Source organism: Streptomyces kurssanovii (assembly GCF_040677245.1).
Classification (GTDB): domain Bacteria; phylum Actinomycetota; class Actinomycetes; order Streptomycetales; family Streptomycetaceae; genus Streptomyces; species Streptomyces kurssanovii.
In genome coordinates, this window is record NZ_JBFAQK010000002.1 from 255,758 (window position 1) to 280,871 (window position 25,114).

General features: G+C 73.0%; 23 protein-coding genes. 11 read left to right on the top strand and 12 right to left on the bottom strand.

Annotated elements, in window-relative coordinates:
• Window positions 1–30: 30 nt before the first annotated feature.
• Complete coding sequence (locus AB0K36_RS03205; protein ID WP_364587465.1) at window positions 31–1,503, bottom strand: APC family permease; 1,473 nt, start codon at window positions 1,501–1,503, stop codon at window positions 31–33.
• 265 nt (window positions 1,504–1,768) lie between these two features.
• Here AB0K36_RS03205 and AB0K36_RS03210 point away from each other — a divergent pair, with 265 nt between their 5' ends.
• Window positions 1,769–2,173 (top strand): RNA-binding S4 domain-containing protein, encoded by a 405-nt coding sequence (locus AB0K36_RS03210; RefSeq protein WP_364587468.1) that lies wholly within the window; start codon window positions 1,769–1,771, stop codon window positions 2,171–2,173.
• Between the two features lie 47 nt (window positions 2,174–2,220).
• Here the strand turns inward: AB0K36_RS03210 and AB0K36_RS03215 are convergent, their stop codons facing one another.
• The 3 genes from AB0K36_RS03215 to AB0K36_RS03225 form a co-directional block, all read right to left on the bottom strand.
• The gene (locus AB0K36_RS03215; RefSeq protein WP_364587471.1) at window positions 2,221–4,182 is read right to left on the bottom strand and encodes an FUSC family protein; all 1,962 of its coding nucleotides are present in this window, start codon (window positions 4,180–4,182) and stop codon (window positions 2,221–2,223) included.
• Between the two features lie 135 nt (window positions 4,183–4,317).
• Window positions 4,318–4,587, bottom strand: a complete 270-nt coding sequence (locus AB0K36_RS03220; protein WP_189473253.1) for a DUF2630 family protein — start codon at window positions 4,585–4,587, stop codon at window positions 4,318–4,320.
• A gap of 161 nt (window positions 4,588–4,748) precedes the next feature.
• Window positions 4,749–5,774 carry an endonuclease/exonuclease/phosphatase family protein gene (locus tag AB0K36_RS03225; protein WP_364587474.1) on the bottom strand — a complete coding sequence of 342 codons (1,026 nt, stop codon included), beginning with the start codon at window positions 5,772–5,774 and terminating at the stop codon, window positions 4,749–4,751.
• Window positions 5,775–5,967: 193 nt separating this feature from the next.
• Between AB0K36_RS03225 and AB0K36_RS03230 the strand changes: the two genes are divergently transcribed.
• The 3 genes from AB0K36_RS03230 (at window position 5,968) to AB0K36_RS03240 (ending at window position 8,430) form a co-directional block, all read left to right on the top strand.
• Window positions 5,968–6,372: a hypothetical protein gene (locus tag AB0K36_RS03230; RefSeq protein ID WP_364587477.1), complete on the top strand. Its 405-nt coding sequence runs from the start codon at window positions 5,968–5,970 to the stop codon at window positions 6,370–6,372.
• Window positions 6,373–6,607: 235 nt separating this feature from the next.
• A complete protein-coding gene (locus AB0K36_RS03235) occupies window positions 6,608–7,576 on the top strand; it encodes an ATP-binding cassette domain-containing protein (protein WP_364587480.1) in 969 nt (322 codons plus the stop codon).
• Entirely contained in the window at window positions 7,573–8,430 is an 858-nt protein-coding gene (locus AB0K36_RS03240) for an ABC transporter permease (protein ID WP_364587483.1), read from the top strand. The genes AB0K36_RS03235 and AB0K36_RS03240 overlap by 4 nt, the downstream gene beginning before the upstream one ends.
• Window positions 8,431–8,528: 98 nt before the next feature.
• Here the strand turns inward: AB0K36_RS03240 and AB0K36_RS03245 are convergent, their stop codons facing one another.
• The 4 genes from AB0K36_RS03245 to AB0K36_RS03260 all read right to left on the bottom strand — a co-directional run bounded on the left by AB0K36_RS03245 (window position 8,529) and on the right by AB0K36_RS03260 (window position 11,670).
• A complete protein-coding gene (locus AB0K36_RS03245; protein WP_364587486.1) occupies window positions 8,529–8,981 on the bottom strand; it encodes a universal stress protein in 453 nt (150 codons plus the stop codon).
• Window positions 8,982–9,049: 68 nt separating this feature from the next.
• On the bottom strand, window positions 9,050–9,661 hold the full coding sequence (locus AB0K36_RS03250) for an FMN reductase (protein WP_364587489.1): 612 nt from the start codon (window positions 9,659–9,661) through the stop codon (window positions 9,050–9,052).
• Complete coding sequence (locus AB0K36_RS03255) at window positions 9,658–10,752, bottom strand: LLM class flavin-dependent oxidoreductase (protein ID WP_364587492.1); 1,095 nt, start codon at window positions 10,750–10,752, stop codon at window positions 9,658–9,660. The genes AB0K36_RS03250 and AB0K36_RS03255 overlap by 4 nt, the downstream gene beginning before the upstream one ends.
• A 129-nt stretch (window positions 10,753–10,881) precedes the next feature.
• Window positions 10,882–11,670 carry a bestrophin-like domain gene (locus AB0K36_RS03260; RefSeq protein WP_364587495.1) on the bottom strand — a complete coding sequence of 263 codons (789 nt, stop codon included), beginning with the start codon at window positions 11,668–11,670 and terminating at the stop codon, window positions 10,882–10,884.
• Between the two features lie 909 nt (window positions 11,671–12,579).
• On the opposite strand from AB0K36_RS03260, the gene AB0K36_RS03265 reads away from it, so the two are divergent.
• The 4 genes from AB0K36_RS03265 to AB0K36_RS03280 all read left to right on the top strand — a co-directional run bounded on the left by AB0K36_RS03265 (window position 12,580) and on the right by AB0K36_RS03280 (window position 16,568).
• Entirely contained in the window at window positions 12,580–14,628 is a 2,049-nt protein-coding gene (locus AB0K36_RS03265; protein ID WP_364587497.1) for an FAD-dependent oxidoreductase, read from the top strand.
• A gap of 181 nt (window positions 14,629–14,809) precedes the next feature.
• Window positions 14,810–15,694, top strand: a complete 885-nt coding sequence (locus AB0K36_RS03270; RefSeq protein WP_189473264.1) for a septum formation family protein — start codon at window positions 14,810–14,812, stop codon at window positions 15,692–15,694.
• A 103-nt stretch (window positions 15,695–15,797) separates the two neighbouring features.
• On the top strand, window positions 15,798–16,373 hold the full coding sequence (locus AB0K36_RS03275) for a PadR family transcriptional regulator (protein WP_364587501.1): 576 nt from the start codon (window positions 15,798–15,800) through the stop codon (window positions 16,371–16,373).
• 12 nt (window positions 16,374–16,385) lie between these two features.
• Window positions 16,386–16,568 carry a hypothetical protein gene (locus tag AB0K36_RS03280; protein ID WP_159689553.1) on the top strand — a complete coding sequence of 61 codons (183 nt, stop codon included), beginning with the start codon at window positions 16,386–16,388 and terminating at the stop codon, window positions 16,566–16,568.
• Between the two features lie 67 nt (window positions 16,569–16,635).
• On the opposite strand, the gene AB0K36_RS03285 is transcribed toward AB0K36_RS03280, so the two are convergent.
• Both AB0K36_RS03285 and AB0K36_RS03290 read right to left on the bottom strand, forming a co-directional pair.
• Window positions 16,636–17,196, bottom strand: coding sequence for a potassium channel family protein (locus AB0K36_RS03285; protein WP_435877768.1), 561 nt, complete (start codon window positions 17,194–17,196; stop codon window positions 16,636–16,638).
• A 165-nt stretch (window positions 17,197–17,361) separates the two neighbouring features.
• Window positions 17,362–18,129 (bottom strand): DUF72 domain-containing protein, encoded by a 768-nt coding sequence (locus AB0K36_RS03290; protein WP_364587505.1) that lies wholly within the window; start codon window positions 18,127–18,129, stop codon window positions 17,362–17,364.
• Window positions 18,130–18,452: 323 nt separating this feature from the next.
• On the opposite strand from AB0K36_RS03290, the gene AB0K36_RS03295 reads away from it, so the two are divergent.
• The gene (locus tag AB0K36_RS03295) at window positions 18,453–20,174 is read left to right on the top strand and encodes a ricin-type beta-trefoil lectin domain protein (protein WP_364587508.1); all 1,722 of its coding nucleotides are present in this window, start codon (window positions 18,453–18,455) and stop codon (window positions 20,172–20,174) included.
• Window positions 20,175–20,266: 92 nt separating this feature from the next.
• Here AB0K36_RS03295 and AB0K36_RS03300 read toward each other — a convergent pair whose 3' ends face one another.
• A complete protein-coding gene (locus AB0K36_RS03300) occupies window positions 20,267–21,589 on the bottom strand; it encodes an extracellular catalytic domain type 1 short-chain-length polyhydroxyalkanoate depolymerase (RefSeq protein ID WP_364587511.1) in 1,323 nt (440 codons plus the stop codon).
• A gap of 27 nt (window positions 21,590–21,616) precedes the next feature.
• On the opposite strand from AB0K36_RS03300, the gene AB0K36_RS03305 reads away from it, so the two are divergent.
• Window positions 21,617–22,888, top strand: a complete 1,272-nt coding sequence (locus AB0K36_RS03305; RefSeq protein ID WP_364587514.1) for a PucR family transcriptional regulator — start codon at window positions 21,617–21,619, stop codon at window positions 22,886–22,888.
• Between the two features lie 12 nt (window positions 22,889–22,900).
• On the opposite strand, the gene AB0K36_RS03310 is transcribed toward AB0K36_RS03305, so the two are convergent.
• Window positions 22,901–23,860 (bottom strand): alpha/beta hydrolase, encoded by a 960-nt coding sequence (locus tag AB0K36_RS03310; protein WP_364587517.1) that lies wholly within the window; start codon window positions 23,858–23,860, stop codon window positions 22,901–22,903.
• A 573-nt stretch (window positions 23,861–24,433) separates the two neighbouring features.
• On the opposite strand from AB0K36_RS03310, the gene AB0K36_RS03315 reads away from it, so the two are divergent.
• Complete coding sequence (locus AB0K36_RS03315; RefSeq protein ID WP_364587520.1) at window positions 24,434–25,108, top strand: polysaccharide deacetylase family protein; 675 nt, start codon at window positions 24,434–24,436, stop codon at window positions 25,106–25,108.
• Window positions 25,109–25,114 lie beyond the last annotated feature (6 nt).

Below are 25,114 nucleotides of genomic sequence, written 5' to 3' on the forward strand. Positions count from 1 at the left end.
GCGACGTGCCTTCAGCGGTCCCGGTGGCGTTCAGAAGTCCGTGGCCAGCGCCTTGTCGGCGTAGTCACCGCGATGGGGGCCGCGGTCACCGGCGCCGTCCCCGGCGACGGCGCGGGCCGCGTCCAGCCGGGCCGGCCGGTAGTACGCGCTGCCCCGCCGCCAGTAGAGGACCATCGGGACGAGACCGGAGGCGAGGCCGCCGAGACCGATCGCGACCGACGCGCCGCTCAGCTCACCGAGCGACTCGAAGAAGATCCACAGCATGAACAGCGCGCCCAGCAGCGGCCACACGCCGCCGAGCAGGAACTCGCGCACGGACACCAGCAGCATCCTGCGGTACGCGACGACGGCGGCGATCCCGGCGAGCCCGTAGTAGAAGGCGATCTGGAGGCCTATCGCGGCGACCGCCGCGGCGACCACGTCGGCGACGGAGCCGAGCGCCGTGGAGGCCATGAACATGGCGAGGGCGACCACGCCGACGACCGCTACGGCCGCCCAGGGCGTGTTCCAGCGCTGGTGGACCAGGCCCAGCGCCGCGGGCATCGTCCGGTCGCGGCCCATCGCGAACAGCGAGCGGGTGACCTGGATCAGGGTGGTCTCCAGGGTGGCGACGGTGGACAGCAGTACCGCCAGGACCAGCAGTTTTCCGCCGACCCCGGGCCAGACGGCGGCCCCGAGCACGGCCGGCACGTTCGCTCCGGCGGCCTGGATCTCGCCGGACGTCAGGACGACGTTGACGGCGATCGTGAACGCCTCGAACAGCAGGAAGACGATCCCGACACCGACGAGCGCGCCGAGTCCGGCGGTGCGGCGGCTGTTCCGGGTCTCCTCGCTGAGGTTGCTGGTGACGTCCCAGCCCCAGTAGTAGAAGGTGGCGATCAGCGCCCCGGAGGCGAAGCCGGCCGTCCCGTCGAAGTGCGAGAAGCCGAACCAGGACCAGTCGAAGGTGGTCGCGGCGCCCTCGTGCAGCACGGCCGCCCCGACGAAGAAGAGCAGGATCGCCAGCTCGGTGCCGGTCAGGAGCAGCTGGGCGCGCACCGTCAGCCGCGCCCCGCCGAGTACGACGAGCAGCATCGCGAGGAACCACGCCGCTCCCACGGCCGTGGCGAGGAACCGGTCGTCGGCGAGGTCCGGGTCGAAGAGCGACAGGGTCATCGCGCCCGCGGGCAGCGAACCCGCCACCATGAAGATCGTCGTCGAGACGACCAGCGCCCATCCGGAGAGGAACCCCAGGAACGGGTGGAGGGTCCGCCCGACCCAGGAGTAACCGGCGCCCGCGTTGACGTCGATACGGCCGAGCCTGCCGAAGGCAAGGACGATGCCGAGCATGGGGATCGCGCAGTACAGCAGCGCCGCGGGCCCGGCGAGTCCGACCGTGGCGACGAGCACCGCCGTGGTGGCCGCGATCGAATAGGCGGGGGCGCTGCCCGCCACGGCCATGACGACGGTGTCGAACGTCCCGAGGACATTGGGCCGGAGCCCTCTGCCGGAGCCGCTGCGCATAGAAGTCTCCGAATGCCCTTGTGCCGCGCGGAATGTGCCGGCGCATCAGAAAGGGGTCGCCCGTACGGAGAGAACGCTCCGCGCCGGGGGATCGTGCGCATCGTAGTCGGATGTGTGCACACAGGTGAGGGGGCGGGGTCCGCTTCCGTCCGCACGGGCGGAGGCGGACGGGGCCCTTCCCCTCCGCACGGGCGGAGGCGGGCGGGTCCGCTCCCGTCCGCACGGGTCCGTGCCACTGAACGGCCGCGGGTCGTAGAGTCGGGACATGGCTGCAGAGGGAGCGTCCACGTCAGGCGAGGGGACCGTACGCGTCGACGTGTGGATCTGGTCGGTACGGCTCACCAAGACCCGCTCGCAGGCGTCGGCCGCCTGCCGCGCCGGCCATGTGCGTGTCAACGGCGAGCGCGTCAAGCCGGCCCAGTCACTGCGCGTCGGCGACCAGGTGCGGCTGTTCCACGCCGGGCGCGAGCGTCTGGTCGTCGTCTCGAAGATCCTGCGGAAGCGGGTCGGCCCGCCGGTCGCGGCGGAGGCGTACGTGGACAACAGCCCGCCGCCCCCGCCCAAGGAGTTCGCCGCCCCGGCGGCGGTACGTGACCGCGGGGCCGGCCGTCCGACCAAGCGCGACCGGCGCGAGCTGGAACGGCTCCACGGCGCCCGGCACAAGGGCTGACCGGTCCGGCGGCGAGCACGACCGGGAGCACCTGCGGCGAGGCCGCGTCACGACCTCGGCGCGGGTGACGCGATCGCCCGGGCCGCCCGCACCTCCTGGCGCAGCGGCGCCAGCACACCCTCCTCGTCGCCCGGCAGATCCGCCCGCACCTCGACCAGCACCTCGCTCGACCGCAGCCCGTCCGCCAGCTCGCGCAACTGCCGCTCGATCTCGGTGACCTCGGCGGCGCCGGGCGGTTCGGCGCCGTGGTCGACGCGGACCCGCGCCGCTGTCGTCGCGTCCACGATCCGCTCGGCGGCGACGACCAGCGGCCACCAGGCCGCGGCCCGCGTCCCGGTCGGCGGCGGCTCGGTCAGCGCCCGCTGGAACTCGGAGCGCACGGAGGACAGGTCGCGGTAGATACGCCGGCGGTTGTGCGCCCGCTCGGCATGGCCCGTGCCGCCGAACGCGGACGCCACATAGTTCGCCGTGTCCTCCACACACTGCGCGAGCCGGTCCCCGATCCGGGTGTGCCAGCTCTCCGGCCACATCAGATAGCCGGCCACCAGCACGATGGCGCACCCGATGAGGCTGTCCACCAGACGCGGCAGCACCAGGTGGAAGCCCTCGTGGTCGATGATGTCCGACAGCATCAGGATCACCGGGGTGATCGCCGCGGTCTGGAAGGCGTAACCCTTGACGGAGAACGCCGGGATCAGTGCCGCGAGGACCATCATCACGGGCACGTCCCACCAGCCGCGCTCCACCGCCGCCAGCACGGCGGCCGCCACGAGGAGACCTGCGGCCGTGCCGAGCGCCCGCAGCACGGCGCGGGAGAACACCGAGCCGAAGTCCGGTTTGAGGACGAACGTGACGGTGAGGGCCACCCAGTAGGAGCGCGTGACCGGCACCAGCGACACCAGCGTCTGCGCCAGCCCGATGCAGAGCGCGAGCCGCAGCCCGTAACGCCACGAGGGCTCCGACAGCAGGACGTTGCGGGCCGCCCGGCGCGCCCTGACGCCGAGCGCCGCGGGCCGGCCCAGCCGGTCGTCCACGCCCGCCGGGTCCGGGTCGGTCCGGTGGACGACTGCCGACGCGTGGCGCAGGGCGCTGTTCACGGCGCGGTCCGCCGGGCCTTCGGGGTCGGGCAGCGCGAACTCGGGCGCGGCGGTGCGCCGCTGCTCCACCGAGTCGGCCAACTCGCCGACCGCCGCCGCGATCTCGGGCCGCCGGGAGGCCCGGCCGTAACGGTGCGCCGCGGCCGCGGCCTCGACGAGCGGGACGACGACGTTGAGCTGGGCGAGCAGCCGGACCAGCCCGCCCCGCCGGCCGTGGTCGCGGGCGCGCCGGGCCAGGACGAGGTCGTACGAGGTGTTGAGCGACTCGGTGACGTCCTGACGGCGGGCGTCGTAGTCGGTGGTGCCCGCGGCGGCGAGCAGTGCGGCGACGCTGCGGTAGGTCGCGGCGACCGCCGCCTGCTCCGGGACCCGGGCACGCACCGGCCAGGCCAGCAGGGTCAGTACGAGGACGAACAGCCCGCCGAGCGTGAGCAGCAGCGGGGCCTTCCACCAGGGTCCGGGCATCGGCAGCCCGGCCCCCACCACGGCGTTGAGCAGGAGCAGCAGCCCGGAGACGGAGGCCACCGCGCCGATGGAGGAGATCATGCCGGAGACGAGCGCGACGAGCGTGAGCGCACCGACCGCGACCCAGCCCTCCCCGTGTACGAGGATGCCGAGGGTCACGCCGACCGCTCCGAAGAACTGCGGGACGGCGATGTTCAGCAGACGCATCCGGTAGGCGTCGGCGGTGTCGCCGATGACACCGGCCAGGGCGCCCATCGACACCAGCGCGCCGTATTCGGGGCGTCCGGTCGCCAGACCGACCGCCAGTGGCGCGGCGAGGGCGACGGCGGCGCGGCCGACGGCGGCCTTGGGGACGGGCACGGACGCGGGCCGCAGACCGTGCATCAGCCAGTCCGGCGGCGTCAGGCGCCCCGTGCGGCCGCCGTTGCCGCCCTCGCGTCGTCCCATGGCTTCAAGAGACCCCGAACGGGCCGCCGGACGCAAGCTTCACCGCGACCCGCCCCGTTGCGGGCAGGGGCTCACGGCACTCGGACGGGGGCGGGCCGACGGCACTTCGGCCGCGGGCGGGGGCCGCGTCCGTGCTCAGCTGCGGTAGTTCTCCACCTCTTCGGCGGGCCGTTCGCGCACCGTGCCGGGGTCCTCCCCGAACTCGGCCTTCGCACGGCGCCGGCGCAGCAGGTCCCAGCACTGGTCGAGCCGGATCTCCAGCTGACGCAGCCGGGCCTGCTCGTCGGGGCCGAGGCCGCGCTGGTCGGTGGAACGGTCGCGCAGCGCCCGCTCCTCGGCGACGAGGTCCCCGATGTCGTCGATGATCTGCTCGTCGACCTGCTCGTTCTTCTGCTCGTGGTCCATGGCGTCCGCTCCGTGGTCCGTCGTGCGGGTGCTCGGTGCCCGGTGCGCCGTCCTCGGCGGTGAGCCGGTCGTACGGTCACGGCGCGGGGCGCGCGTCCGCGGTGCCTCCTGCCCGGGCCCGCCGTCCCGCACCACGTACCCACTTTCGCGCGCACCGGCCGTCAGCGCACATCGTGCAGTTCCAGCTCCACGAGGAGCGAGCGGTGGTCGGTGTCGGGGAGGTCCAGGAAGCGGGCCCGGCGCACCGAGAAGTCCTCGCTGACCAGCACATGGTCGATCTGCGTGCCCAGCGGGCGGCGCAGCGCGGCCGGCCAGGAGGGCGTTCGGGCGGCTCCGGCGAGGGTGGCGCTGTCGCTCAGTCCGCCCGCCCGGAGGATGCGGCGGAAAGCGGCGTGGTCCTGGCCCGCGTTGAAGTCGCCCGCCACGACGGTCGGCGAACCCTTCGTGCGGGCCGCGTGGTTCCGCAGCAGCCCCAGTTCCCGGCGCCAGTCGTCCACGGCGTCCGGGACCGGCGGCAGAGGGTGCGCGAGCTGGAGGCCCACCTCACGCCCGGCGACGTCGACGACCGCCCCGGGCATGGCGAGCGCGCTGTCGACACCGGGTGCGGGGCGCAGCGGATGCCTGCTGAGGATCGCGGAACCGGCAGCGGAGAAATCCGCCACGACATGCCGGTACGGGTAGTCGGCACGCGGCACGTCCGCCTCCAGGATGCCGGCGCAGGCGTGGTCGCATTCCTGGACGAAGACGATGTCCGGCTGCTCGCGGCGCAGCGTGGCCACCAGCGCCCCCGTGGCCTGCCCGAATTCGACGTTCGAGGTCAGCACGTCGAGGCGGGCGACGACGGGACCGGGCGGTTTGTCGGTCAGCCCGGTGTCGTAGGGCCTGACGAACCACCCCGTGACCGCGAGCACCGCGACCGCCCAGCCCGCGAGGAAGCGGCTGCGTGCCGGAAGGGCGAGGAGCAGGGCCGCGCCGGCGGGCAGCAGCAGCCACGGCAGGAACGCCAGCAGTTGCGGGACGGGCGTGACACCGTCCGTGTCCGCGGCACGGCAGGCGGCGACGGCGGTGGGGGCGAGGAGCAGCAGCGCGGCGAGCCACCCCGAGGCGCGACGCGCACCGGACCCCGCCGTGCCGTGCGGGGTTTCTGCCCCGCCCTCCTCCGTGCTCTGCCAGGTCGCCCTGTCCAAACCGGCCTCCGAGCCTGTGCGTACGGGAACTGTGCGGTCCCGGGCATGAGACGCACGTTTCCGCGGGTTCGTTGCGGACGCCCCCGCGGCACGGAGGGCCGGTCGCGGTCCGGCCCCTGCCCAGGACTTGCCTGCGGCCGCCCGCGGGTGTGCCCTGAAGAGGCGCGGGGGAAGAGGGAAGGAGCGTTCCGCCATGGCCGCACACGCAGCGATGCCGCACCGCCGGCGCCGGTCCACAGAACGACAGCACCACAGTCCCACCGCCTGGGCGCTGCCCGTCGCCCTGGGCCTTGTCATCGGCATCTGGGCAGCGTTCATCAAGCGGGCGGAGAACGACGGCGTGGCGACCGGGGGCCAGTGGGTCCTCGGAGTGATCACCGCGGTGGTACTCGCGGCGCTGCTCTTCGCGTTGATGCGCGTCCAGCACGCCCTGCCGCGCGAACTGCGTGCCCTGGCCTATGGGGCCCTGAGCGGGGCGACGGTCGGCTTCCTGACCAGCCTCGCCGGAGGGAGCGTCCTGCGGGCCGCCGGGATCGGCGTGGCGGTCGGGGCCGGTGTGGCCGCCATGACCTTCTACTTCTATTACACGCGGGAGTAGGACAGGCGCAGCCCCGGGGCCGGACACTGTGATCGGCGGGCCGCCGTTGGCGGCCCGCCGACGCGATGCCGCCCGGGGCGCGTCGCGCCGCGACCGCCGCGGCGGCCGGTCCGGTGGGGCGCCGCTGTGCGACGCACTACCCGGCCCGGACGAGGGATTCCGCGCCCGACCGATGACTTCCCGCACCCGACGGCGTCTCCACTGCACGGGCACGAAGGGACCGAAGGACTTGACGATGACTGATCTGGCAATCGAGACCACCGGACTGGTGAAGGTCTTCGGCGACAACCGCGCCGTGGACGGCGTCGACCTCCGGGTGCCGGCCGGCACGGTCTACGGGCTTCTCGGACCGAACGGCGCCGGCAAGACGACCACCGTCCGGATGCTCGCCACCCTGCTGCGACCGGACGGCGGTGAGGCCCGCGTCTTCGGCAAGGACGTGCAGAAGGACGCCGACGCGGTCCGCAGCCGGGTGAGCCTCACCGGGCAGTACGCCTCCGTCGACGAGGACCTGACGGGCACGGAGAACCTGGTGCTGCTGGCGCGGCTGCTCGGCCACGCCAAGCCGGCCGCCCGGGACCGGGCCGCCCAGCTGCTGGAGGCGTTCGGCCTGCGCGAGGCCGCCGGCAAGCAGGTGAAGAACTATTCGGGAGGCATGCGGCGCCGCATCGACATCGCCGCGTCCATCCTCAACACCCCGGACCTGCTCTTCCTCGACGAGCCCACCACCGGCCTCGACCCGCGCAGCCGCAACCAGGTCTGGGACATCGTGCGGGCCGTCGTCTCCCAGGGGACGACGGTGCTGCTGACGACGCAGTACCTCGACGAGGCCGACCACCTCGCCTCACGCATCGCCGTGATCGACCACGGCAAGGTCATCGCCGAGGGCACCAAGGGCGAGCTGAAGGCCTCCGTCGGGTCGGGGGCCGTGCACCTGCGGTTGCGCGACGCCGATCAGCGGCCGGCGGCCGAGCGGGTGCTCGCCGAGGCGCTGGGCGCGGAGGTGCTGCTCGACGCCGACCCGGTCGCCCTCACCGCCCGGGTCAACGGCCAGGGCACCGAACGCGGAGCGGCGGAGCAGGCGGCGCACGCGCTGGCCGAGCTCGCCCGCTCGGGCATCACCGTGGACAACTTCGCGCTGGGACAGCCCAGCCTGGACGAGGTCTTCCTCGCCCTCACCGACAAGAAGGGGCAGGCCGCATGAGCACCGCGACCACCACCAAGGACCCCGGCGAGCTGGAACTCGAAGCACCGAGCGCCGAGGATCTCGCCTCGCTGCTGGTGGCCGCGGAGCGGCCCCCGAGGCCCAGTGCGTGGTCGGCGTCGCTGACGTTCGGCTGGCGCGCCATGCTCAAGATCAAGCATGTGCCGGAGCAGCTGTTCGACGTGACGGCGTTCCCGATCATGATGGTGCTGATGTACACGTACCTCTTCGGAGGCGCGATCGCCGGCTCCGTCGACGCGTACATCCAGTTCCTGCTGCCCGGCATCCTGACCATGAGCGTCGTGATGATCACGATGTACACGGGTGTCGCCGTCAACAACGACATCTCCAAGGGCGTCTTCGACCGGTTCCGCACGCTGCCGATCTGGCGGCCCGCGCCGATGGTCGGCTACCTGCTCGGCGACGTGGTCCGCTATCTGATCGCCTCGGTGGTGATGCTGGCCGTCGGCCTGATCATCGGCTACCGCCCCGACGGCGGGCCGGTGGGCATCGTCCTCGGCATCGCGGTCCTGATGGTCTTCTCGTTCGCGTTCTCGTGGATCTGGACGATGTTCGGTCTGCTGCTGCGCACCGAGAAGTCGGTGATGGGCGTCAGCATGATGGTCATCTTCCCGATGACGTTCCTGAGCAACGTGTTCGTCGACCCGCGGACGATGCCCGGCTGGCTCCAGGCCTTCGTCAACAACAGCCCTGTCACCCATGTCTCCACCGCGGTGCGCGAGCTGATGGCGGGCAACTGGCCCGCGGCGGACATCGCCTGGTCGCTCGGCTGGTCGGCCGTGCTGGTGGTCGTCTTCGGCACGGTCACGATGCGCCTCTACAACCGCAAGTGATCCGGCCTGCCGCAACGGCGACGCCCCCGGCCCGTGAAGAGGCCGGGGGCGTCGCCGTCGGCGCGGGCGGGCCGGCGCCGACCAGGGCGATGGTGCGTTCAGTCGCTCTCGGCGCGTACGACGACGACCGGGCACGGCGCGTGCTGGGAGAGGTGCAGGCCGACGGAGCCGAGCAGGGTCGCCTTGAAGCCGCTGTAGCCACGGTCGCCGACGACCACCAGCGAGGCCCCCGCGGCCCTGTCCATCAGGGCCTGTGCCGCACTGCCGATCATGACGGTGCGGGCCACGGCAGCGGCCGCCTCGGCGCCGAGCGTCTGCTCGAGGGTGTCGTCGAGCACCTTGGCGGCCAGCGCCTGAGGGTCGAAGTCGGCCGGGATGGCGGCGACCATCGACGCCCAGCCGGCGGCCGGGTACTCCCAGCTGATGACGGCTTCCAGGGAGTCCCCGGTCAGCCCGGCCTGCCGTACGGCCCATCGCAGGGCCCTGACCGACGGCTCCGAGCCGTCGACGCCCACGACGATCCTGCCCGCCGTGCCGGTCGTGTCCGTCATGTCCGCCACCTCCGTAGCCGCCTGGCCTTGGCCCTGTCCGGCCGTAGCCGATGCAAGCCTACGTAAATCTACGCAAACAGGTCGGCCGTTGCCGTGGCGTGGTCCGGTTCGGCGGCGGTTCGCGAGGCCATCAGAGTGGCGAGCTCGCGGCCCGCGCGGGCGATGCGGTCGGGCAGCGTGTCGGTCATCGGATCGCCGGAACCGCCCCAGTCCTCGGACGCCGCGTACACGGCGGTCGGCACGACGAGCGCCCGCAGATAGGCGAACAGCGGCCGCAGCGCGTGCTCCAGGACCAGCGAGTGCCGTGCGGTCCCGCCGGTCGCCGCGATCAGCACCGGCTTCCCGGTGAGTGCGTCGGGTTCGATCAGGTCGAAGAACGACTTGAACAGTCCGCTGTACGAGGCGGTGAACACGGGCGTCACGGCTATCAGCCCGTCGGCGCCGGTCACCGCGTCGATCGCGTCGGCGAGCGGCTCCGCCGGGAAGCCGGTCACCAGGTTGTTGGCGATGGGCACGGCGAGGTCGCGCAACTCGACGACCGTCACCCGCACCTCGCGCCCGCCCGCGAGCTCACGGCGCACGGACTCGGTGATCCGGTCGGCCAGCAGCCGGCTGGAGGAGGGGACCCCCAGGCCGGCCGATACGACGACGAGGTTCATGGGCCGTGATGTCTGCGTCATGACGTCTCCTTCGTGTTCTCCGGGCGGCCGAGGACGGCGGGGTGCAGCGGGGCGGTCTCCGGGACTCCGGCCGGCCGCAGCTTGGCGAACTCCTCACGCAGCACCGGCACGACCTCCTCGCCGAGGATGTCGAGCTGCTCGAGGACGGTCTTCAGCGGCAGCCCCGCGTGGTCCATCAGGAACAGCTGGCGCTGGTAGTCGCCGACCGCGTCGCGGAAGCCGAGCGTGCGCTCGATGACCTGCTGCGGGGAGCCGACGGTCAGCGGTGTCTGCTCGGTGAAGTCCTCCAGGGACGGCCCGTGGCCGTACACGGGCGCGTTGTCGAAGTACGGACGGAACTCGCGCACCGCGTCCTGCGAGTTCTTGCGCATGAACACCTGGCCGCCCAGACCGACGATCGCCTGCTCGGGAGAGCCGTGGCCGTGGTGCGCGAACCGCTGCCGGTACAGCCCGACCATCTTCTTGGTGTGGGACATGGGCCAGAAGATGTTGTTGTGGAAGAAGCCGTCGCCGTAGTACGCGGCCTGCTCGGCGATCTCGGGGGAGCGGATGGAGCCGTGCCACACGAACGGGGGGACACCGTCGAGCGGGCGCGGGGTCGCGGTGAAGCCCTGGAGAGGGGTACGGAACTTCCCCTCCCAGTCGACGACGTCCTCCCTCCACAGCCTGTGGAGGAGCGCGTAGTTCTCCACGGCCAGGGCGATGCCCTGACGGATGTCCTTGCCGAACCACGGGTAGACGGGGCCGGTGTTGCCGCGGCCCATCATCAGGTCGACGCGGCCGTCCGCGATGTGCTGGAGGTACGCGTAGTCCTCGGCGATCTTCACCGGGTCGTTGGTGGTGATCAGCGTGGTCGACGTGGAGAGCGTGATCCGCTCGGTCAGGGCGGCGACATGCCCGAGCAGGGTGGTCGGGGACGAGGGGACGAACGGCGGGTTGTGGTGCTCGCCGGTGGCGAAGACGTCGAGACCGACCTCCTCCGCCTTGCGGGCGATGGCGACCGTCGCCTTGATCCGCTCGTGCTCGCTCGGCGTACGGCCGGTGGTCGGGTCCGGCGTGACGTCGCCGACCGTGAAGATGCCGAACTGCATGACGGGTTCACCTCTCGGGCTTGGTTGAACGTTGAACTAACTATACCGCTCAACCGTGGCACCCCGGTGGCTATTCCGGCCCGCGCCGGCCCGCCATCGCCCCGCCGTCCCCGCCGCCGCCCGCGGGCCTCAGCTTCGGCCCGCGGCGTTCGGGAAGAGCTGGCGGAAGGCGTCCGCCGACTCGGAGCCCGACCGGCCGAAGGGCGCGTCGAAGTCCCACACCAGGAAGAGGAGGAACGCGATCAGCGCGCTGAAGAGACCCGCGAGCAGCAGCTCCCGGAACGAACGGCCGATCTGCATCGTGAAGATCAGTCCGATCGTGACGGCGGCCCCGCTGATCAGGCCGAACCATACGATGCCGGGCAGTGTCTCCTCGGCACCCGAAGCGCGGGCGTTGCGCGCGTCCTCCGCTGCCGCCACCTGGTCGAGCATCGGCTGGTAGGCCTGGGCCTCGAGCTCGTTCTTCGGCTCGCGCTCCGCGACGCCGGTGCGCACGGCGGCCAGCAGTTCGGTCCCCCGTGGCGACAGCTCCTTGTGGTCGACCATCCGTGGCCACTCGGTCTCGACGACCTCCGAGACGTAGACATCGATGTCCGCGCGGAGCTGCTCGCGGAAGTCGGCCGGATAGACCTGGGCACGCTGGGTGACCTCGTGCAGTGCCTGGGCCTCTGTGCGGACGGCGTCCTGCGCCGCCCCGCGCGCCTCCCAGACGCCGGCGATGGCGAGACCGAGCACGATCGCGTACACGACGCCGACCATCATCACCATGTACTCGAGCACGTCGGGCGTCTCGGGGGCCTCCCGCTCCTCGAGGTCCGCCTCCGTCGCGACGCGGGTGCGCTGGCTGAGGAGGGTGACGACGAGTACGACGGCGCAGGCGGCGGCCATCACGATGGCCAGGACCAGCCATTCGGACATGGGGGTCTCCGATGGTGAGGTGAGATCTGGGAAGTGCGGGGTGGGTCAGGCCCGGCCGCGCCGGTTGGCGGCGGACTGCGAGCGGGGGCGCAGCAGGGCCGCGGCGAGCACGGCCGGAGTGGTGGTGACCAGCATCAGGATCGTGAGGGGCGTCCCGTCGGGAGGCTCGATCCCCCCGGTCGCGGGCCGGTACGTCCGGATGGCGACGGCCTCTGCCCGTGGCGGCGCGGGAGCCGCGGCGGGCGGGGCGGGCGCCGCCGGTTCGGTTGCCGGTGGCGCCGGGGCCGGTGGTGCCGGCACTGCGGGTGCCTCGGTCCGCACCTCCGGCGGGGCCGGCGGTTCGGCGGACGGCGACGGCGTGGGCGACGGGGGCGGCGAGGGCGTGGGCGCAGGTGTGGGCGGCGGCGAAGGGGCGGGCGTCTCGGGGGGTTCGGGCGACGGCGGCACCGGCGGAGTGGGCGGCGGGGGCGGCGTCGGCGTGGGCTCGGGAGGGCAGTCCGTACCGATGGTCACGGACAGCCCGACGCCGATCAGCCCTGGAACCGCCACCGACACCGAGAGGGTCGGATCCTGCGTGCTGTGCTCCGGCGCAGGCTCGTGATCGGATGCGGCCACCGATACGTCGGCATGCCCCGATCCGCCGGCATCCCCGGACGTGGTGGCAACGATCCCCACCCCGTGTGTTCCGAGAATCGCCGCGACCCCCAGTGCGCTCACGTGCTGCCATCCCGCCACGACGCCACGGTAGAGGTCCAGGAAGGGGTCGTATGAGCAAAATCACCCGTTTGGATGATTAGTGAGTTCATTCGACCGCGCGGACCCTCTGTGGTGCGAGTCATTTTGCACTTTGTTGCAAAAGGCCTTCGGGGCGGCTAGAAATTCAGTCGACACCCCGCGCGAGGAGGACCGATGAACACGAGCACCACCACGGCCGGGCCGACGCCGTACCCGCATCTGCTGAGCCCGCTCGACCTCGGGTTCACCACCCTGCCCAACCGGGTGCTGATGGGCTCCATGCACGTCGGCCTCGAGGAGGCGGAGCGCGGCTTCGAGCGCATGGCCGCCTTCTACGCGGAGCGCGCCCGCGGCGGTGTCGGCCTCATCGTCACCGGCGGCATATCGCCCAACGACCGCGGCCGCCCGTACGAGGGCGGCGCCAGGATGACCACCGAGGAAGAGGCGGCGCAGCACCGCCTCGTCACCGACGCCGTGCACGCCGAGGGCGGGCGGATCGCCATGCAGATCCTCCACTTCGGCCGGTACGCCTACCACCAGGACCTGGTCGCGCCGAGCGCCATCCAGGCGCCCATCAGCCCGTTCGTGCCGCATGCCCTGAGCGACGCCGAGGTCGAGGAGACGATCGACGACTTCGTCAGGGCGGCCACCCTCGCCAGGTCGGCGGGCTACGACGGCGTCGAGATCATGGGCTCCGAGGGCTACTTCATCAACGAGTTCATCGCGAGCGCCACCAACCACCGCACCGACCGCTGGGGCGGCAGCTACGAGAACCGCATCCGGCTGCCCCTGGAGATCGTCCGCCGCACACGCGAAGCGGTCGGCACCGACTTCATCCTGATCTACCGGCTCTCCATGCTCGACCTGGTGCCCGGCGGCTCCTCGCTCGAAGAAGTCGTGACGCTCGCCAAGGAGATCGAGGCGGCCGGCGCCACGATCATCAACACCGGCATCGGCTGGCACGAGGCCCGCATCCCCACCATCGCGACGTCCGTGCCGCGCGGCGCCTACAGCTGGGTGACCAAGAAGCTGATGGGCGCCGTCTCGGTGCCCCTGGTGACGAGCAACCGGATCAACACGCCCGAGGTCGCGGAGGAGCTGCTCGCCGACGGGCGCGCCGACATGGTGTCGCTCGCCCGCCCGTTCCTCGCCGACCCGGCGTTCGTGGCCAAGGCGCGGGCCGGCCGCGCCGACGCGATCAACACCTGCATCGGCTGCAACCAGGCCTGCCTGGACCACACCTTCAACTTGAAGATCACCTCCTGCCTCGTCAACCCGCGCGCCTGCCACGAGACCGAACTGGTCCTCGCGCCCACCCGGCTGAAGAAGCGCATCGCCGTGGTCGGCGCCGGCCCCGCCGGTCTCGCCTGCGCGGTCTCCGCCGCCGAGCGCGGCCACGAGGTGACCCTCTTCGACGCCGCGGACGAGATCGGCGGCCAGCTGAACATCGCCAAGCGGGTCCCGGGCAAGGAGGAGTTCGACGAGACCCTCCGCTACTTCCGCACCCAGCTCGCGGAGCACGGCGTCCGCCTGCGTCTCGGCACCCGCGTGGGCGCCGGCGACCTTCCGGCCGCCGACTTCGACGAGGTCGTCGTCGCCACCGGCGTCACCCCGCGCACCCCTGAGATCGACGGCATCGACCACCCGAGCGTCGTCAGCTACCTCGACGTGCTGCGTGACGGAGCCCCGGTCGGCGAGCGCGTCGCCGTCATCGGCGCCGGCGGGATCGGCTTCGACGTCGCGGAGTTCCTCACCGACGGCGGCGAGGGCGCGAGCCAGGACCCGGAGACGTACTTCCGCCAGTGGGGCGTCGACACCGGTTACGCGGCCCGCGGCGGGCTGACGAAGCCCGTGCGCCCGGCCCCGCCGCGGGCCGTGCACCTCCTCCAGCGCAAGACCAGCAAGGTCGGCGCCGGCCTCGGGAAGACGACGGGCTGGATCCACCGCACGGAGCTCAAGCACCGCGGCGTGACGATGACGGCGGGCGCCACCTACGAGCGGATCGACGACGAGGGCCTGCACCTGACCGTCGACGGCACCGCGTCCGTGCTGCCCGTCGACACGGTCGTGCTCTGCACCGGCCAGGAACCGCGGCGCGGCCTGTACGACGAGCTCGCCGCGGCCGGGCGGACCGTGCACCTCATCGGCGGGGCGGATGTGGCCGCCGAGTTGGACGCGAAGCGCGCCATCGACCAGGGCACCCGGCTGGCCGCCACGCTCTGACCGTCCATCGGGGGTCGGGGCGGCGGGACGTCGGCGCGCTGCCCCGACCTCGCTGCCCGGCCCGGGCACGCGACCCGCTCGGGACCCTCCGGCCACCTGGCCCGCGCCCACGAAGCGGTCACAGGGGTGGCATACCATGCGCACGACATTCATAAGACTTTCGTAAGAGGATGTACGCGCCATGGCAGTCCGCCCCCTGTCCCGTTCCCTGCGCGGTATATCCGCCGTCGTCGCTCTGCTCGCGGTCGGCGCGGTCGGATGCTCGGAAGTCGTCGACAGCGCCAAGGACGGCGCGAAGAAGGTGGCCCGGCAGCGGTCCGTGTTCTCGCTCAACCCTGGCGACTGCTACAACCCGAACAGCAAGGCCACCGAGGGCGAAGCGGTCGCCATCGAGGTCGTGCCCTGCGCCGAGCCGCACCAGGGCGAGGTCGTCGGTGAGTTCACGCTCGACGACGCCAAGACCTTCCCCGGCAACGACGCGATCTGGGCGATCGCCGACGAGCGGTGCCCGGCAGAGGCGCAGAAGTTCTCGCCGGACACCTGGGCGCTGCCCGCGGGCGTCGAGATCTTCTACTACACGCCCACCAACGAGAGCTGGGCGACGGGTGACCGCGCCGTGAGCTGCAGCTACACCAAGGAGACGGGCAAGCTCACCGGCTCGCTGAAGGCCGGCCCCGAGGCGTCGAAGCCGGAGCAGACCGCGTACCTCAAGGGCGCCAACGCCGTCTACGAGGCGCTGTGGACGACCCAGCCCGAAGCGGAGAACGTCGAGGAGGACCTCGACGGCTTCAAGGCCCAGGCCAAGGCCGTCGCCGCCGCCCTCGACGCGCACATCGCGGGCATGAAGGACATCAAGGGCGCGGAGACCGGCAAGCTGCGCGCGCAGTTGGAGAAGACCGCCGGACACTGGAAGAAGGCCGCGAACGCCGCCGACTCCGACGCGTTCTACGTCGCCTACGACCCGGCCTTCACCGGCCTCGACCCGAACGGGACGGTCGCCGCGCGCAAGGAACTCGGCCTGGCCACCACCGTCCCCGCCGACGACGCCGAGGTCTGGGCGGGCTGACGCCGCCGGAGCGAGCGGGGCCCGCGTCCGCCGAGGCGCCGGTCCCGCCCGCGTGGGCCGGGCGCGTGACGGCCCGCGGTGGGGCGAGTCCTACGATGCGGCCATGTCCCTGCCGCACGCCATCCTCACCGCCCTGCTGGAGAAGCCCTCCTCCGGCCTGGAGCTGACCCGCCGGTTCGACCGGTCGATCGGCTACTTCTGGTCGGCGACCCACCAGCAGATCTACCGGGAGCTGGGCAAGCTGGAGCAGGCCGGGCAGATCCGGGAGCTGCCGTCCGAGCAGCCGGCCCGCGGGCAGAAGAAGGAGTACGAGGTCCTGCCCGCCGGCATCGAGGAACTGACGGCCTGGGTGACCCGCCCCGAGGACCCCCGGCAGATCCGCGACCCACTGCTCCTGCGGCTGCGCGCGGCGGCGGTGGTGGGCGGCGCGGACATGGAGGCGGAGCTCGTACGCCACCTGGAGCTGCACCGGGCCCAGTTGGACGACTACCTGGCGTTCGAGCAGCGCGACTTCCCGCCAGAACGCCGGGTGACCCGGCAGGACCGGCTGCGCCACGTGGTGCTGCGGGGCGGCATCGAACTCGAGACGTTCTGGACGAAGTGGCTGACGGACACCCTGGCCGAACTCAGGGATCCCGAGGACGGACCCTCCCGACATGCGGCACCTGACGGGCCGTGAGATCGTCGCCGCGTGACGGACACCTTGATGGCCGCCTTCTGCGTGGCTGCTCTCGCCCTGTTGCTCAAATCCGCTGTCGGCCTTGCCCGCGCCGACGGCGCCGACCCGTCCGCGGAGGCCCGCTCCGTGACGACGGCGCTGTACGGATGCGGGATCGCCGTACTGACGCTGGGTCTGTTCATCACGCTGACCTGACGCCCTGCGGCCCGCGCAGGGTCCCGCCCGCCGTACTCGTGGGCCGGTTCTCGTCGCACGGGCCAGGTCAGTCCGGGTCGGTGCCCGAGCGGGTGGTCCCACCGGCCTCCTGCGCGCGGTAGGTGAGCCGGGCGTGGAGCCAGCGGGAGAGGGCGGTGGCCGCGGCGGTGAGGAAGACGAAGGTGTAGAGGATCTGGAGGACGGTCACGAGGCGGGCACTCTGACCGCGTGGGTGGATGTCGCCGTACCCGACCGTCGCGAGGGTGACGACGGTGAAGTACAGGGCGTCCAAACGGGTGTTCAGGCCGGTGAACTCGCCCGGCTCCTTGGCGAGCGTGTGGTACGCGCCGGAGAAGACGAGCACGGAAAGGCACATCAGCAGCGGGATGGCGACGCCCGGGCGGGTGCCGGGCCGCTCGGTGAGCACGTCCCTGACCTGGAAGAGAAGCAGCAGGGCGATCGACACCAGCGCCAGGGTGAACAGGGTCCAGCTGACGGCGGGGCGCTCGGGGCCGAGCTCCTCCAGGGGGAGAAGGAAGTACGCCACGGTCATGAGGACGCCGCCACAGAGGGCGGCCAGCCTCAGCCGTCCCCGCCCCGGGCGGCCTGCCGCGCGGTCGTCCGCCATCCGTGTGCCTCCCCGCTCGCCGTCGTCGCCCACGAAGTTCGCTCGCTTCCCGTCGTCGCCCACGATCGGCCGGTCCTTCGGCCCGCCGCCATCCGGGCACGGCCGAACGGCGCACGCGGGCCCGTGGTCCGGAGGGGTGGCCCGCCCCGCACGTGCGGCCCGGGATCACGGACCGCCCGGCGTACGGCTCACGGTCCGGCCCAGCGCGCCGGCGGCCCGTGCGAACTGTGCCGCGTCCAGGACGGCGGCCCCACCGGGATCGTTGTTGAAGTACACGTACACGTCGTCCTCGTCGGACCAGGCGCCGCTGATGCGGCCGGCCCAGGACCTCAGCGCGGCGCGGCCGTAGCGCGGCGGCGGCTGGGCGAGGCCGGCGTGGAAGCGCACGTAACCCCATGACGCCGTCCGCCACAGCGGTGTCACGGGGCGAGAGCCGCGGTCCGCCCAGCACAGGGCGGCGCCGTGCCGTTCCAGCACCGTACGGACTCCGGGCTCCGCCGCCCACCACGAGGCGTGCCGGAGTTCGACGGCCACGCGGACGGTGCGGGGGAAGCACCTCAGACAGGCGTCCAGTGCGTCGGTGTCCGCCCGGAAGTTCGGTGGCAGTTGCAGCAGGACCGGACCCATCCGGTCGCCGAGGCCCGCTGTCCGGTCCAGCAGCCGGTGCACCGGCTCGGCGGGCTCCCTGAGCCGCTTCAGGTGGGTCAGGAAACGGCTCGCCTTGACCGCCATGACGAACCCGTCCGGTGTCCGCTCACGCCACGACGTGAAGATCTCGGTGGTGGGGAGCCGGTAGAAGGCGTTGTTGTTCTCCACGGTGGCGAATCGCGCGGCGTACTCCTCGAGCCACAGACGCTGCGGGAGGCCGGGCGGATAGAGAATGCCGCGCCAGTCCCTGTACTGCCATCCGGAGGTTCCGACCAACATGGGCATGGGCTGATGCCTGCCCGTGCCGCGCGCGGGTCTATCGCCCCCACGGGGGTGCCGCGGATGCCGAGGGTGCCCCGCGTGAGTGGCGTGGGCAGGCCCGCGGGCCTTTCCGCCGCTCGTTCCGCCTCGCGTGCCGCGGACCGGAGAGGGCCGGGCGAAGGGGCCGGAGAAAGGCCGGTTCAGGCTCTGTTGTTACCTGCGGGAACACTTTCCAGGCCGGTGGCCCTGCTCCACTATGGGGTCCTGTTTCCGGCCAGTAACACGGGAGCCCTCCGATCACGGGCGGGCGGATCTGCCGCGTCGTAACTGAACGAGGAGTCAAGAGGGTGTCGAAGCCGAAGCTCCAGAAGGCCGTCGCGGACACGGCGGCCGAGAACGCCGGCTGCACCGCTCTGCCCGACGGGGAGCTCACCGAACGCATCCGTGCCGGCGCACCGTCCGCGTATCCCGCCGTCCAGGAGCTCAGGCGCCGCCACATGCCGGCCCTCCGCGGCTACGCCATGCTCTGCGGGCGCAACACCCTCGCCGGCAACCAGCTGGCGGTCCAGGCCTTCGACCTCGCCACCCAGGAGGCGTGCAGGGGCATCGGTCCCGAGGGATGCTGGGGCCGGCACCTGCTGACGGTGCTTCAGCGGATCGGGCTCACCTGGGCGGCGGGCAGCCGCCGCGCCCGGCTCGAGCCCGGCTTCGCCGCGTGGCTCGACGACAACACCGACGTCGCGCCGCCGTATCCGCCGGACTCCCCGCGGCCCCGGCTCCGGGCCACGTCCCCCATGCTGACCGGCTTCCAGCGGCTGCCCGAGCAGACCAGGGGCGTCCTTTGGTACGCGGTGGTCGACGACGAGCCGGACGCCACGGTCGCGACGTTCGTCGGGGTGAGCCCGGCCGTGGTCCCCGAGCTGCGGGCCAAGGCGCTGGACGCGTTGCGCCGTGCCTACATCCAGGCGTATCTGGAGCACAGCGGCAGCAGGAAGTGCCAGGGCTTCCGCCGCATCATCGAGGCGGCGTCACAGCCGGGGGACGGGCGGCGCAGCAACGACCTGGCCCTTCATCTCGCCGAGTGCCCGAGCTGCGCCCGGCTGACCGAGGAGCTGACCCGGATGGCGGCCGGCCCGCGGGCCGTGCTCGCCGAGGGCCTGCTCCGGTGGGGCGGCGCGGCCTACGCGGCGGGTGGCCCCGTACGGGCACGGACCGCCGCCGCGCCCGCCACCATCGAACGGTGGGAGACCAGGACGGCGGCGCTGCCCGTGCCGCACATCTCCGCCGGCCGTCGGCGACGGAGCGGCGGGACAGGGGGGAACGGTGCGAGGCGACCGTCCCGGCTCACCGTCCTCGTCGCGGTGGCGGTGGCGGCCGTCGTCATCGGAACCCTGGTGGCGACCGGGTCCGGGGACCCGGCTCCCGGACGCGACCGTGACCGTGCCCGGGCGGAAGAGCCCTCGCGCTGGGAGGCGCGGCCGCCCGCCGCCCTGCCCACGGCCGCGCCCTCGGTGACCGCCGCGCCGTCGCCGTCGCCGTCGAAGAAACCCTCTCCCTCTCCGAGCCGGATCACCGGGGCGCCCACGAAGGCGGCTCCCGCCCCCGAGCCCCCGCCGCCCGCCCCTTCGAAGAGCACACCGCCCCGGCCGGTGCCCATCGCCGCCGGCAGCGGATACACGCAGGTCGTCAACGCGGCCTCCGGGCTGTGCCTGGACATCGCGGGCGGTGTCATGGAGGACCGCACCGACGTCCTCACCGCCCCGTGCGACGGCACTCCGAGCCAGCGGTGGAAGCTGGAGCCCATCGGCCTCCTGCGCAGCAGCGCCGACCCCGACTACTGCCTGGACTCGCGCGGTGCCACGGACCGGGGGGTGGGCATCTGGTCCTGTTCCTCCGTCAACGGCAGGAACGGTCTCAACCTGCTGTTCGTCGTCGACTCCGCCGGAGTCGTCCGCCCTCGGATCGCGCCGGACTTCGCGCTCGAACCGCTCGGGGACTCCGGCGGCGGCACCCTCGACTTCGATCCGGCCGACGGGGACAGCGACCAGCGCTGGACCGCCGGCCGCTGACCCGCCCGAGAAGACCACCGTCCGGTGCCGCCCCCGGCCCCGGCGGCCCGGCGTTCCGCGGGGCCGGGTGGCGCCGCCGGGCCCGGGTGCCGTCAACCGGCGGAGCAGAGGGCTCCGTTCAATGTGAAGGCAGCCGGCGTCGCGGTGTTCCCGGTGTGGCTCGCCTGGAGGCCGATCTGCGTACTCGCCCCGGCGGCGAGCGTCCCGTTGTACGCCACGTTCCTCGCGGTCACGGCGCCGCTGCCGGGGCTGTACGTCGCGCCCCAGCCGGAGGTGACGGTCTGGCCCGCGGGCAGGGTGAAGGCCAGTGCCCAGCCGTCGATGGGTGCGGTGCCCGTGTTGGTGATGGTCATGGTCGCCGTCAGCCCGGTGTTCCACGCGCTGGTGGTCCAGCCGATCCGGCACGTCCCCGGCGCGGGGCCGGGGCCGGTGTCCGGCGGCAGGGTGGTGCCGTCCAGCCCGAAGAACGCGACGGCGCCGGCCGCCATGCCACCGGTCGGCAGAGTGTGGCCGGCGCCCTGGACGCTGATGGCCTCCACGGGCGCCTGGCTGCCGGTGGCGCCGTAGCGGGTGCGGATCCGGTCGGGCTGCGGACGGTCGGTGTACGCGGGTGTCCGGCTCACGCCGTGGACGTCGGTCCACTGGTCGATCTGCTCGGCGAAGTTGGGGTGGCGCAGGGTGCTGTCCTCCGTGCCGTGCCAGATCTGCATCCTGGGCCGCGGCCCGGTGTGACCGGGATACGCGGCACGGACCAGGGCGCCCCATTCCTGCGGCGTCCGGTCGACGGCGCCGTTCGCGCAGGCGCTGTTCCAGCCGGAGCCGTCCGTGGTGGCGAAGCACGAGTGCGGTACGCCCATGAAGGCCGCCCCCGCCCGGAACACATCGGGGTAGTTGCCCAGCAGGACGTTGGTCATCATGGCGCCGGACGAGGCGCCGGTCACGAAGATCCGGCCCGGATCGGCGCCGTACCGCTGCTGGACGTGGGCGACCATGGACCTGATACCCACCGGGTCGCTGCCTCCGTCGCGCCGCAGCGCCTGCGGCGAGGAGACGTCGAAGCAGTTGCCGCTCCTGGTCGCCGACGGGTAGACGACGATGAACCCGTACCGGTCGGCCAGCGACGCGAACTCCGTGCCCGAGTGGAAGGCCGGGCCCGATCCGGTGCAGTAGTGCACCGCCACCAGCACGGCCGGCCGCTCCCGGACGCTGTCCGGCACGTACAGATGCATCCTCAGATTGCTCGGGTTGCTGCCGAAGGCCGTCACCTCCGTCAGCGAGGCGGCCGACGCCGGGGGCGCGGCGACGGCGACGACGAGCGCCGACAACAGGGTTAAGACGGCGGCAAGAAGCACTGTGAGCAGTGCTCTCACCGGCCGCCCGGCCGAGGTCGGCACGTGCGGGGATCTGTCGGTCATGTACCTGTCCTTCCTAGACTGCCTGGCGTGAAGGGACTGCTGCTGCGGCTGTCCGCGCTCGACGCGGACGCCGCCACCGCCGTACGCGTGATCGCGCACTTCGAGGCGCTGCTCGGCGGTGGTCTCGACCCGGCGTCCCTGACCCGGTCCACCGCCGGACTCGCCGGATGCCCGGCCGGACTCGAACTGCCCGACGGCCGCTCGGCACGGTCCGGGCCTGACGGCGTCGCCCTGCGGGGCGTGCCCGAGCACGTCTCCGGACGGGTCGGGCTGGAGCCGGCGGGAGGCGTCTGGCTGGAACGGCCCGGGGCGCCGGGCCCGTTCGACGAACTGGTCCTTGAATGGATGGCCATCACCGCCCGGGTGCTGGCGGGCCGGCCCTGGCAGTCCCGGGTGCCCCAGGCCGCCGATCCCGCGCTGGTCGAGCTGGTGCTCTCCGGCCGGGAGGAGGCACCGGACCGCGTCCGGGCGCTGCGACTGCTGGGCCTGTCGCCCGAGGTGCCGCTGCGGGTGATCGCCGTGGCCGGGCGGGCGGGGACCGACGTGGGGATGGAGGCCGTGGCGCTGCTCGGGCGCGGCGGTCTGCGGGGCACGGTCAGGGTGGCACGGGCCGGGTCGCTGGGTGCGGTGCTGGTGCAGCGGCCGGAAGGGCCGGTCCGTGCGGGTGACGCCACGGGCGGCTCCCAGCACGGCGGCGCGACCGGCGGCGAGTCCCCGGACGGGTCCGGCTCGACGGCCTGCGAGCTGCGGTCGGCCCTGCACGAACGCGCCCGTGAGCGCGGCGCGGCCCACGGTGCCGCGCAGGGGATCCGGGTGGGCGTCGGCGGCGGCGCAGACCCGCTGGACGCGCGTACCTCGTGGGCCGAGGCGCGTTCCGCGCTGCGCTTCGCCGTGCCGGGCAGCCCGCGCGAAGCGGTGGTGGACCACGACGAACTCGGCCCCGTCGCGCTGCTGGCCGACATCCCGGTGGAGCGGCTGAGCACCCAGGAGGACGTACGGCGGCTGGGGAGGCTGGCCCGCGGGGAACGCGGCGAGCGGGCAGGGCACGGCGGCGAGCTCCTGGCGGCCCTGGCCGCGTTCTGCCGCACCGGCTCGCTGCGGCAGGCCGCCGGTGAACTCCACCTGCACCACAGCTCGGTGGCAGCGCGCCTCGCACACGTCGAGAAGGAACTCGGGTGGCGGCTGCGCGACCCGCAGGACCGGTTCCGCGCACAACTGGCGCTGTACGCCCTGCGGCTGGCGGACGGCGGCGACGGCTTCGGCGGCTTCGGCGGCTTGGGCGGCCTCGGCGGGGGATGAGCGCTCACCGGCTCACCGGCCCAGGGCACGCCGCAGCACGGCGACCGCCTCGGCGGTCGCGCCCTGAATGACACCGGCGTGCTCCACGGCCCATGCGCCGTGGAAGGTGCCGGGGATCAGCCGCAGTTCCGTGGGCACCGCCGCGGCCGCCAGGGCGCGGGCGTAGGCGACGCCCTCGTCCCGCAGGGGGTCGAACTCCATCACGGAGACGTACGCGGGCGGCAGCCCGGAAAGAGCGGAGGAAGCGGCGCGGGCGGGAGCCGCGTACGGGGAGACCCCGGCGGTCCCGCGCAGGCCGGGCCCCAGATACGCCTCCCAGCTCAGGGCAGCGCTGCGCCGGTTCCACACGGGCGTGTCGGTGAACATCCGGGCGCTCGCGGTCTCCAGCCGGTCGTCCAGCGCGGGGCTGCACAGGTGCTGGAAGCACAGTGCGGGCCCGCCGCGGTCGCGGGCGAGCAGCGTCAGCGCGGCGGCCAGACCCGCTCCGGCGCTGTCGCCCCACAGGGCGATCCGGTCGGGGCGGACGCCGAGCCGGCCGGCGTTCCCGGCCAGCCAGCGCAGACCGGCGTAGCAGTCGTCCAGCGGGGCGGGGAACGGGTGCTCGGGGGCGAGGCGGTAGGCGACGGAGACCACCAGGGCCTCGAGCTCCCGGCACAGCAGCAGGTTCCAGTCGTGGTCGACGTCCGGGGACCCGAGGACGAAGCCGCCGCCGTGGATGCTGTAGACGGCGGGCAGCGGCCCGGCCCCTGACTGCCGCGGCCGGTAGGTCCGCACCCGCACCGCGGGGGCGCCGTCCGTACCGGGGGCCAGGGCCTCGCCGACCTCCACCCCCTTCGTGTCCGTCACCGCGACCGCCACCGCCAACTGCTCCGCCTGGGCGGCACGGGCGCGGCCGATGTCGGTGATGTCGACCTCGGGCATCATCGGCAGCGCCGCGGCCAGTTCGGGATCGAAACGGTGGCGCGAGAGCATGTCCCTCCTCCGGTCGGCCCTCCGTGACGCAGCGGCGCGCGGGTCCATGGCTCCGCGACTCCGCGACTCCACGACTCCGCGACCCGATGGGTTCGCGACTCCGCGACTCCGCGACTCCGGGGCTTCGTTGCTTCGTGCTGAGACGGTGTCACGCGCGTTCTCCCAGGTCATCAGACGTGTGTCGGGACAACGGGTGCTCCCGACCGACAGCCGTCCGTTTTTCGGGCGTCCTGTGGGTCGCCAGTGGCCTTCGACAGCCCCGCAGAACCCCTCCCACCTGCGCAAATGCGCTCGGGGCTATGGAACGGGCCGCTCTTGACGCCCCGTCGGCGGCTCCCTACGTTCTCCCCCGCCGGGCCGCCGGGCCGCAGCGCCTTCCATAGATCGCGACACGACGCGCTGCCCCGGGAGACCACCCGACGCAGGGGACGGACACCGCCCGGCGTACGGACGTGGAGCACCGCCCGGCGTACGACATCCGGTACCGAGAGAGGGACCCCCTTGACCACTTCAGCGAACACCGCCCCAGGCTCGGTCCCACCGCGGACGCGCCTCCCTCACCGTCCCCGGCTGGTGCCACTGCTCCTCGCGGGCGGAGCGTGCCTGGGTGCCCTGACCGCGACGGCGCCGGCCCACGCCGCGCGGGCCGACGCCGGGATCGTGGACTCCACCCGGCACGGCGGGAAGAGCGTCGCCCTCACCTTCGACGACGGCCCCGATCCCGACGACACCTCCCGCCTTCTCGAGGTGCTCCGCAAGCACGACGTCAAGGCGGTGTTCTGCCTCTGGGGCGACCACGTCCGGGAGCATCCGGAGCTCGTGCGCGCGATCGTCGCCGGCGGCCACACCCTGTGCAACCACTCCATGCACCACGACGACCTGGCCGGCCGGACGCCGGAGGAGATCCGGGCGGACCTCGAGCGCACCAACGCCGAGATCCGCCGGGCGGCCCCCGGCGTACGCATCCCCTATTTCCGTGCCCCGTACGGAAGTTGGGGCAAGAGCGCGAAAGTGGCGGCCGGGCTCGGCATGCAACCGCTGGGATGGCGGCTGGCGGTCGGCGACTGGGAACCGCCGGGCACCGACGAGCTGGTCCGCCGGATCCAGGAGGGCGTCACGCCGGGGGCGGTCGTGCTGCTGCACGACGGAGGCGGCGACCGCAGCGCGACCGTGGCGGCCGTCGACCGGATCATCCCCGTGCTCAGGGCCGACGGGTGGCGTTTCGACAAGCCCGCCCGCCGAGGCTGATCCGCT

What these genes read in the sequence shown, in the direction of transcription:
- AB0K36_RS03205 (WP_364587465.1), bottom strand. Translation starts at nt 1,503, where the DNA reads ATGCGCAGCGGCTCCGGCAGAGGGCTCCGGCCCAATGTCCTCGGGACG.
- AB0K36_RS03210 (WP_364587468.1), top strand. Translation starts at nt 1,769, where the DNA reads ATGGCTGCAGAGGGAGCGTCCACGTCAGGCGAGGGGACCGTACGCGTC.
- AB0K36_RS03215 (WP_364587471.1), bottom strand. Translation starts at nt 4,182, where the DNA reads ATGGGACGACGCGAGGGCGGCAACGGCGGCCGCACGGGGCGCCTGACG.
- AB0K36_RS03220 (WP_189473253.1), bottom strand. Translation starts at nt 4,587, where the DNA reads ATGGACCACGAGCAGAAGAACGAGCAGGTCGACGAGCAGATCATCGAC.
- AB0K36_RS03230 (WP_364587477.1), top strand. Translation starts at nt 5,968, where the DNA reads ATGGCCGCACACGCAGCGATGCCGCACCGCCGGCGCCGGTCCACAGAA.
- AB0K36_RS03235 (WP_364587480.1), top strand. Translation starts at nt 6,608, where the DNA reads ATGACTGATCTGGCAATCGAGACCACCGGACTGGTGAAGGTCTTCGGC.
- AB0K36_RS03240 (WP_364587483.1), top strand. Translation starts at nt 7,573, where the DNA reads ATGAGCACCGCGACCACCACCAAGGACCCCGGCGAGCTGGAACTCGAA.
- AB0K36_RS03245 (WP_364587486.1), bottom strand. Translation starts at nt 8,981, where the DNA reads ATGACGGACACGACCGGCACGGCGGGCAGGATCGTCGTGGGCGTCGAC.
- AB0K36_RS03250 (WP_364587489.1), bottom strand. Translation starts at nt 9,661, where the DNA reads ATGACGCAGACATCACGGCCCATGAACCTCGTCGTCGTATCGGCCGGC.
- AB0K36_RS03255 (WP_364587492.1), bottom strand. Translation starts at nt 10,752, where the DNA reads ATGCAGTTCGGCATCTTCACGGTCGGCGACGTCACGCCGGACCCGACC.
- AB0K36_RS03260 (WP_364587495.1), bottom strand. Translation starts at nt 11,670, where the DNA reads ATGTCCGAATGGCTGGTCCTGGCCATCGTGATGGCCGCCGCCTGCGCC.
- AB0K36_RS03265 (WP_364587497.1), top strand. Translation starts at nt 12,580, where the DNA reads ATGAACACGAGCACCACCACGGCCGGGCCGACGCCGTACCCGCATCTG.
- AB0K36_RS03270 (WP_189473264.1), top strand. Translation starts at nt 14,810, where the DNA reads ATGGCAGTCCGCCCCCTGTCCCGTTCCCTGCGCGGTATATCCGCCGTC.
- AB0K36_RS03275 (WP_364587501.1), top strand. Translation starts at nt 15,798, where the DNA reads ATGTCCCTGCCGCACGCCATCCTCACCGCCCTGCTGGAGAAGCCCTCC.
- AB0K36_RS03285 (WP_435877768.1), bottom strand. Translation starts at nt 17,196, where the DNA reads ATGGCGGACGACCGCGCGGCAGGCCGCCCGGGGCGGGGACGGCTGAGG.
- AB0K36_RS03290 (WP_364587505.1), bottom strand. Translation starts at nt 18,129, where the DNA reads ATGCCCATGTTGGTCGGAACCTCCGGATGGCAGTACAGGGACTGGCGC.
- AB0K36_RS03300 (WP_364587511.1), bottom strand. Translation starts at nt 21,589, where the DNA reads ATGACCGACAGATCCCCGCACGTGCCGACCTCGGCCGGGCGGCCGGTG.
- AB0K36_RS03310 (WP_364587517.1), bottom strand. Translation starts at nt 23,860, where the DNA reads ATGCTCTCGCGCCACCGTTTCGATCCCGAACTGGCCGCGGCGCTGCCG.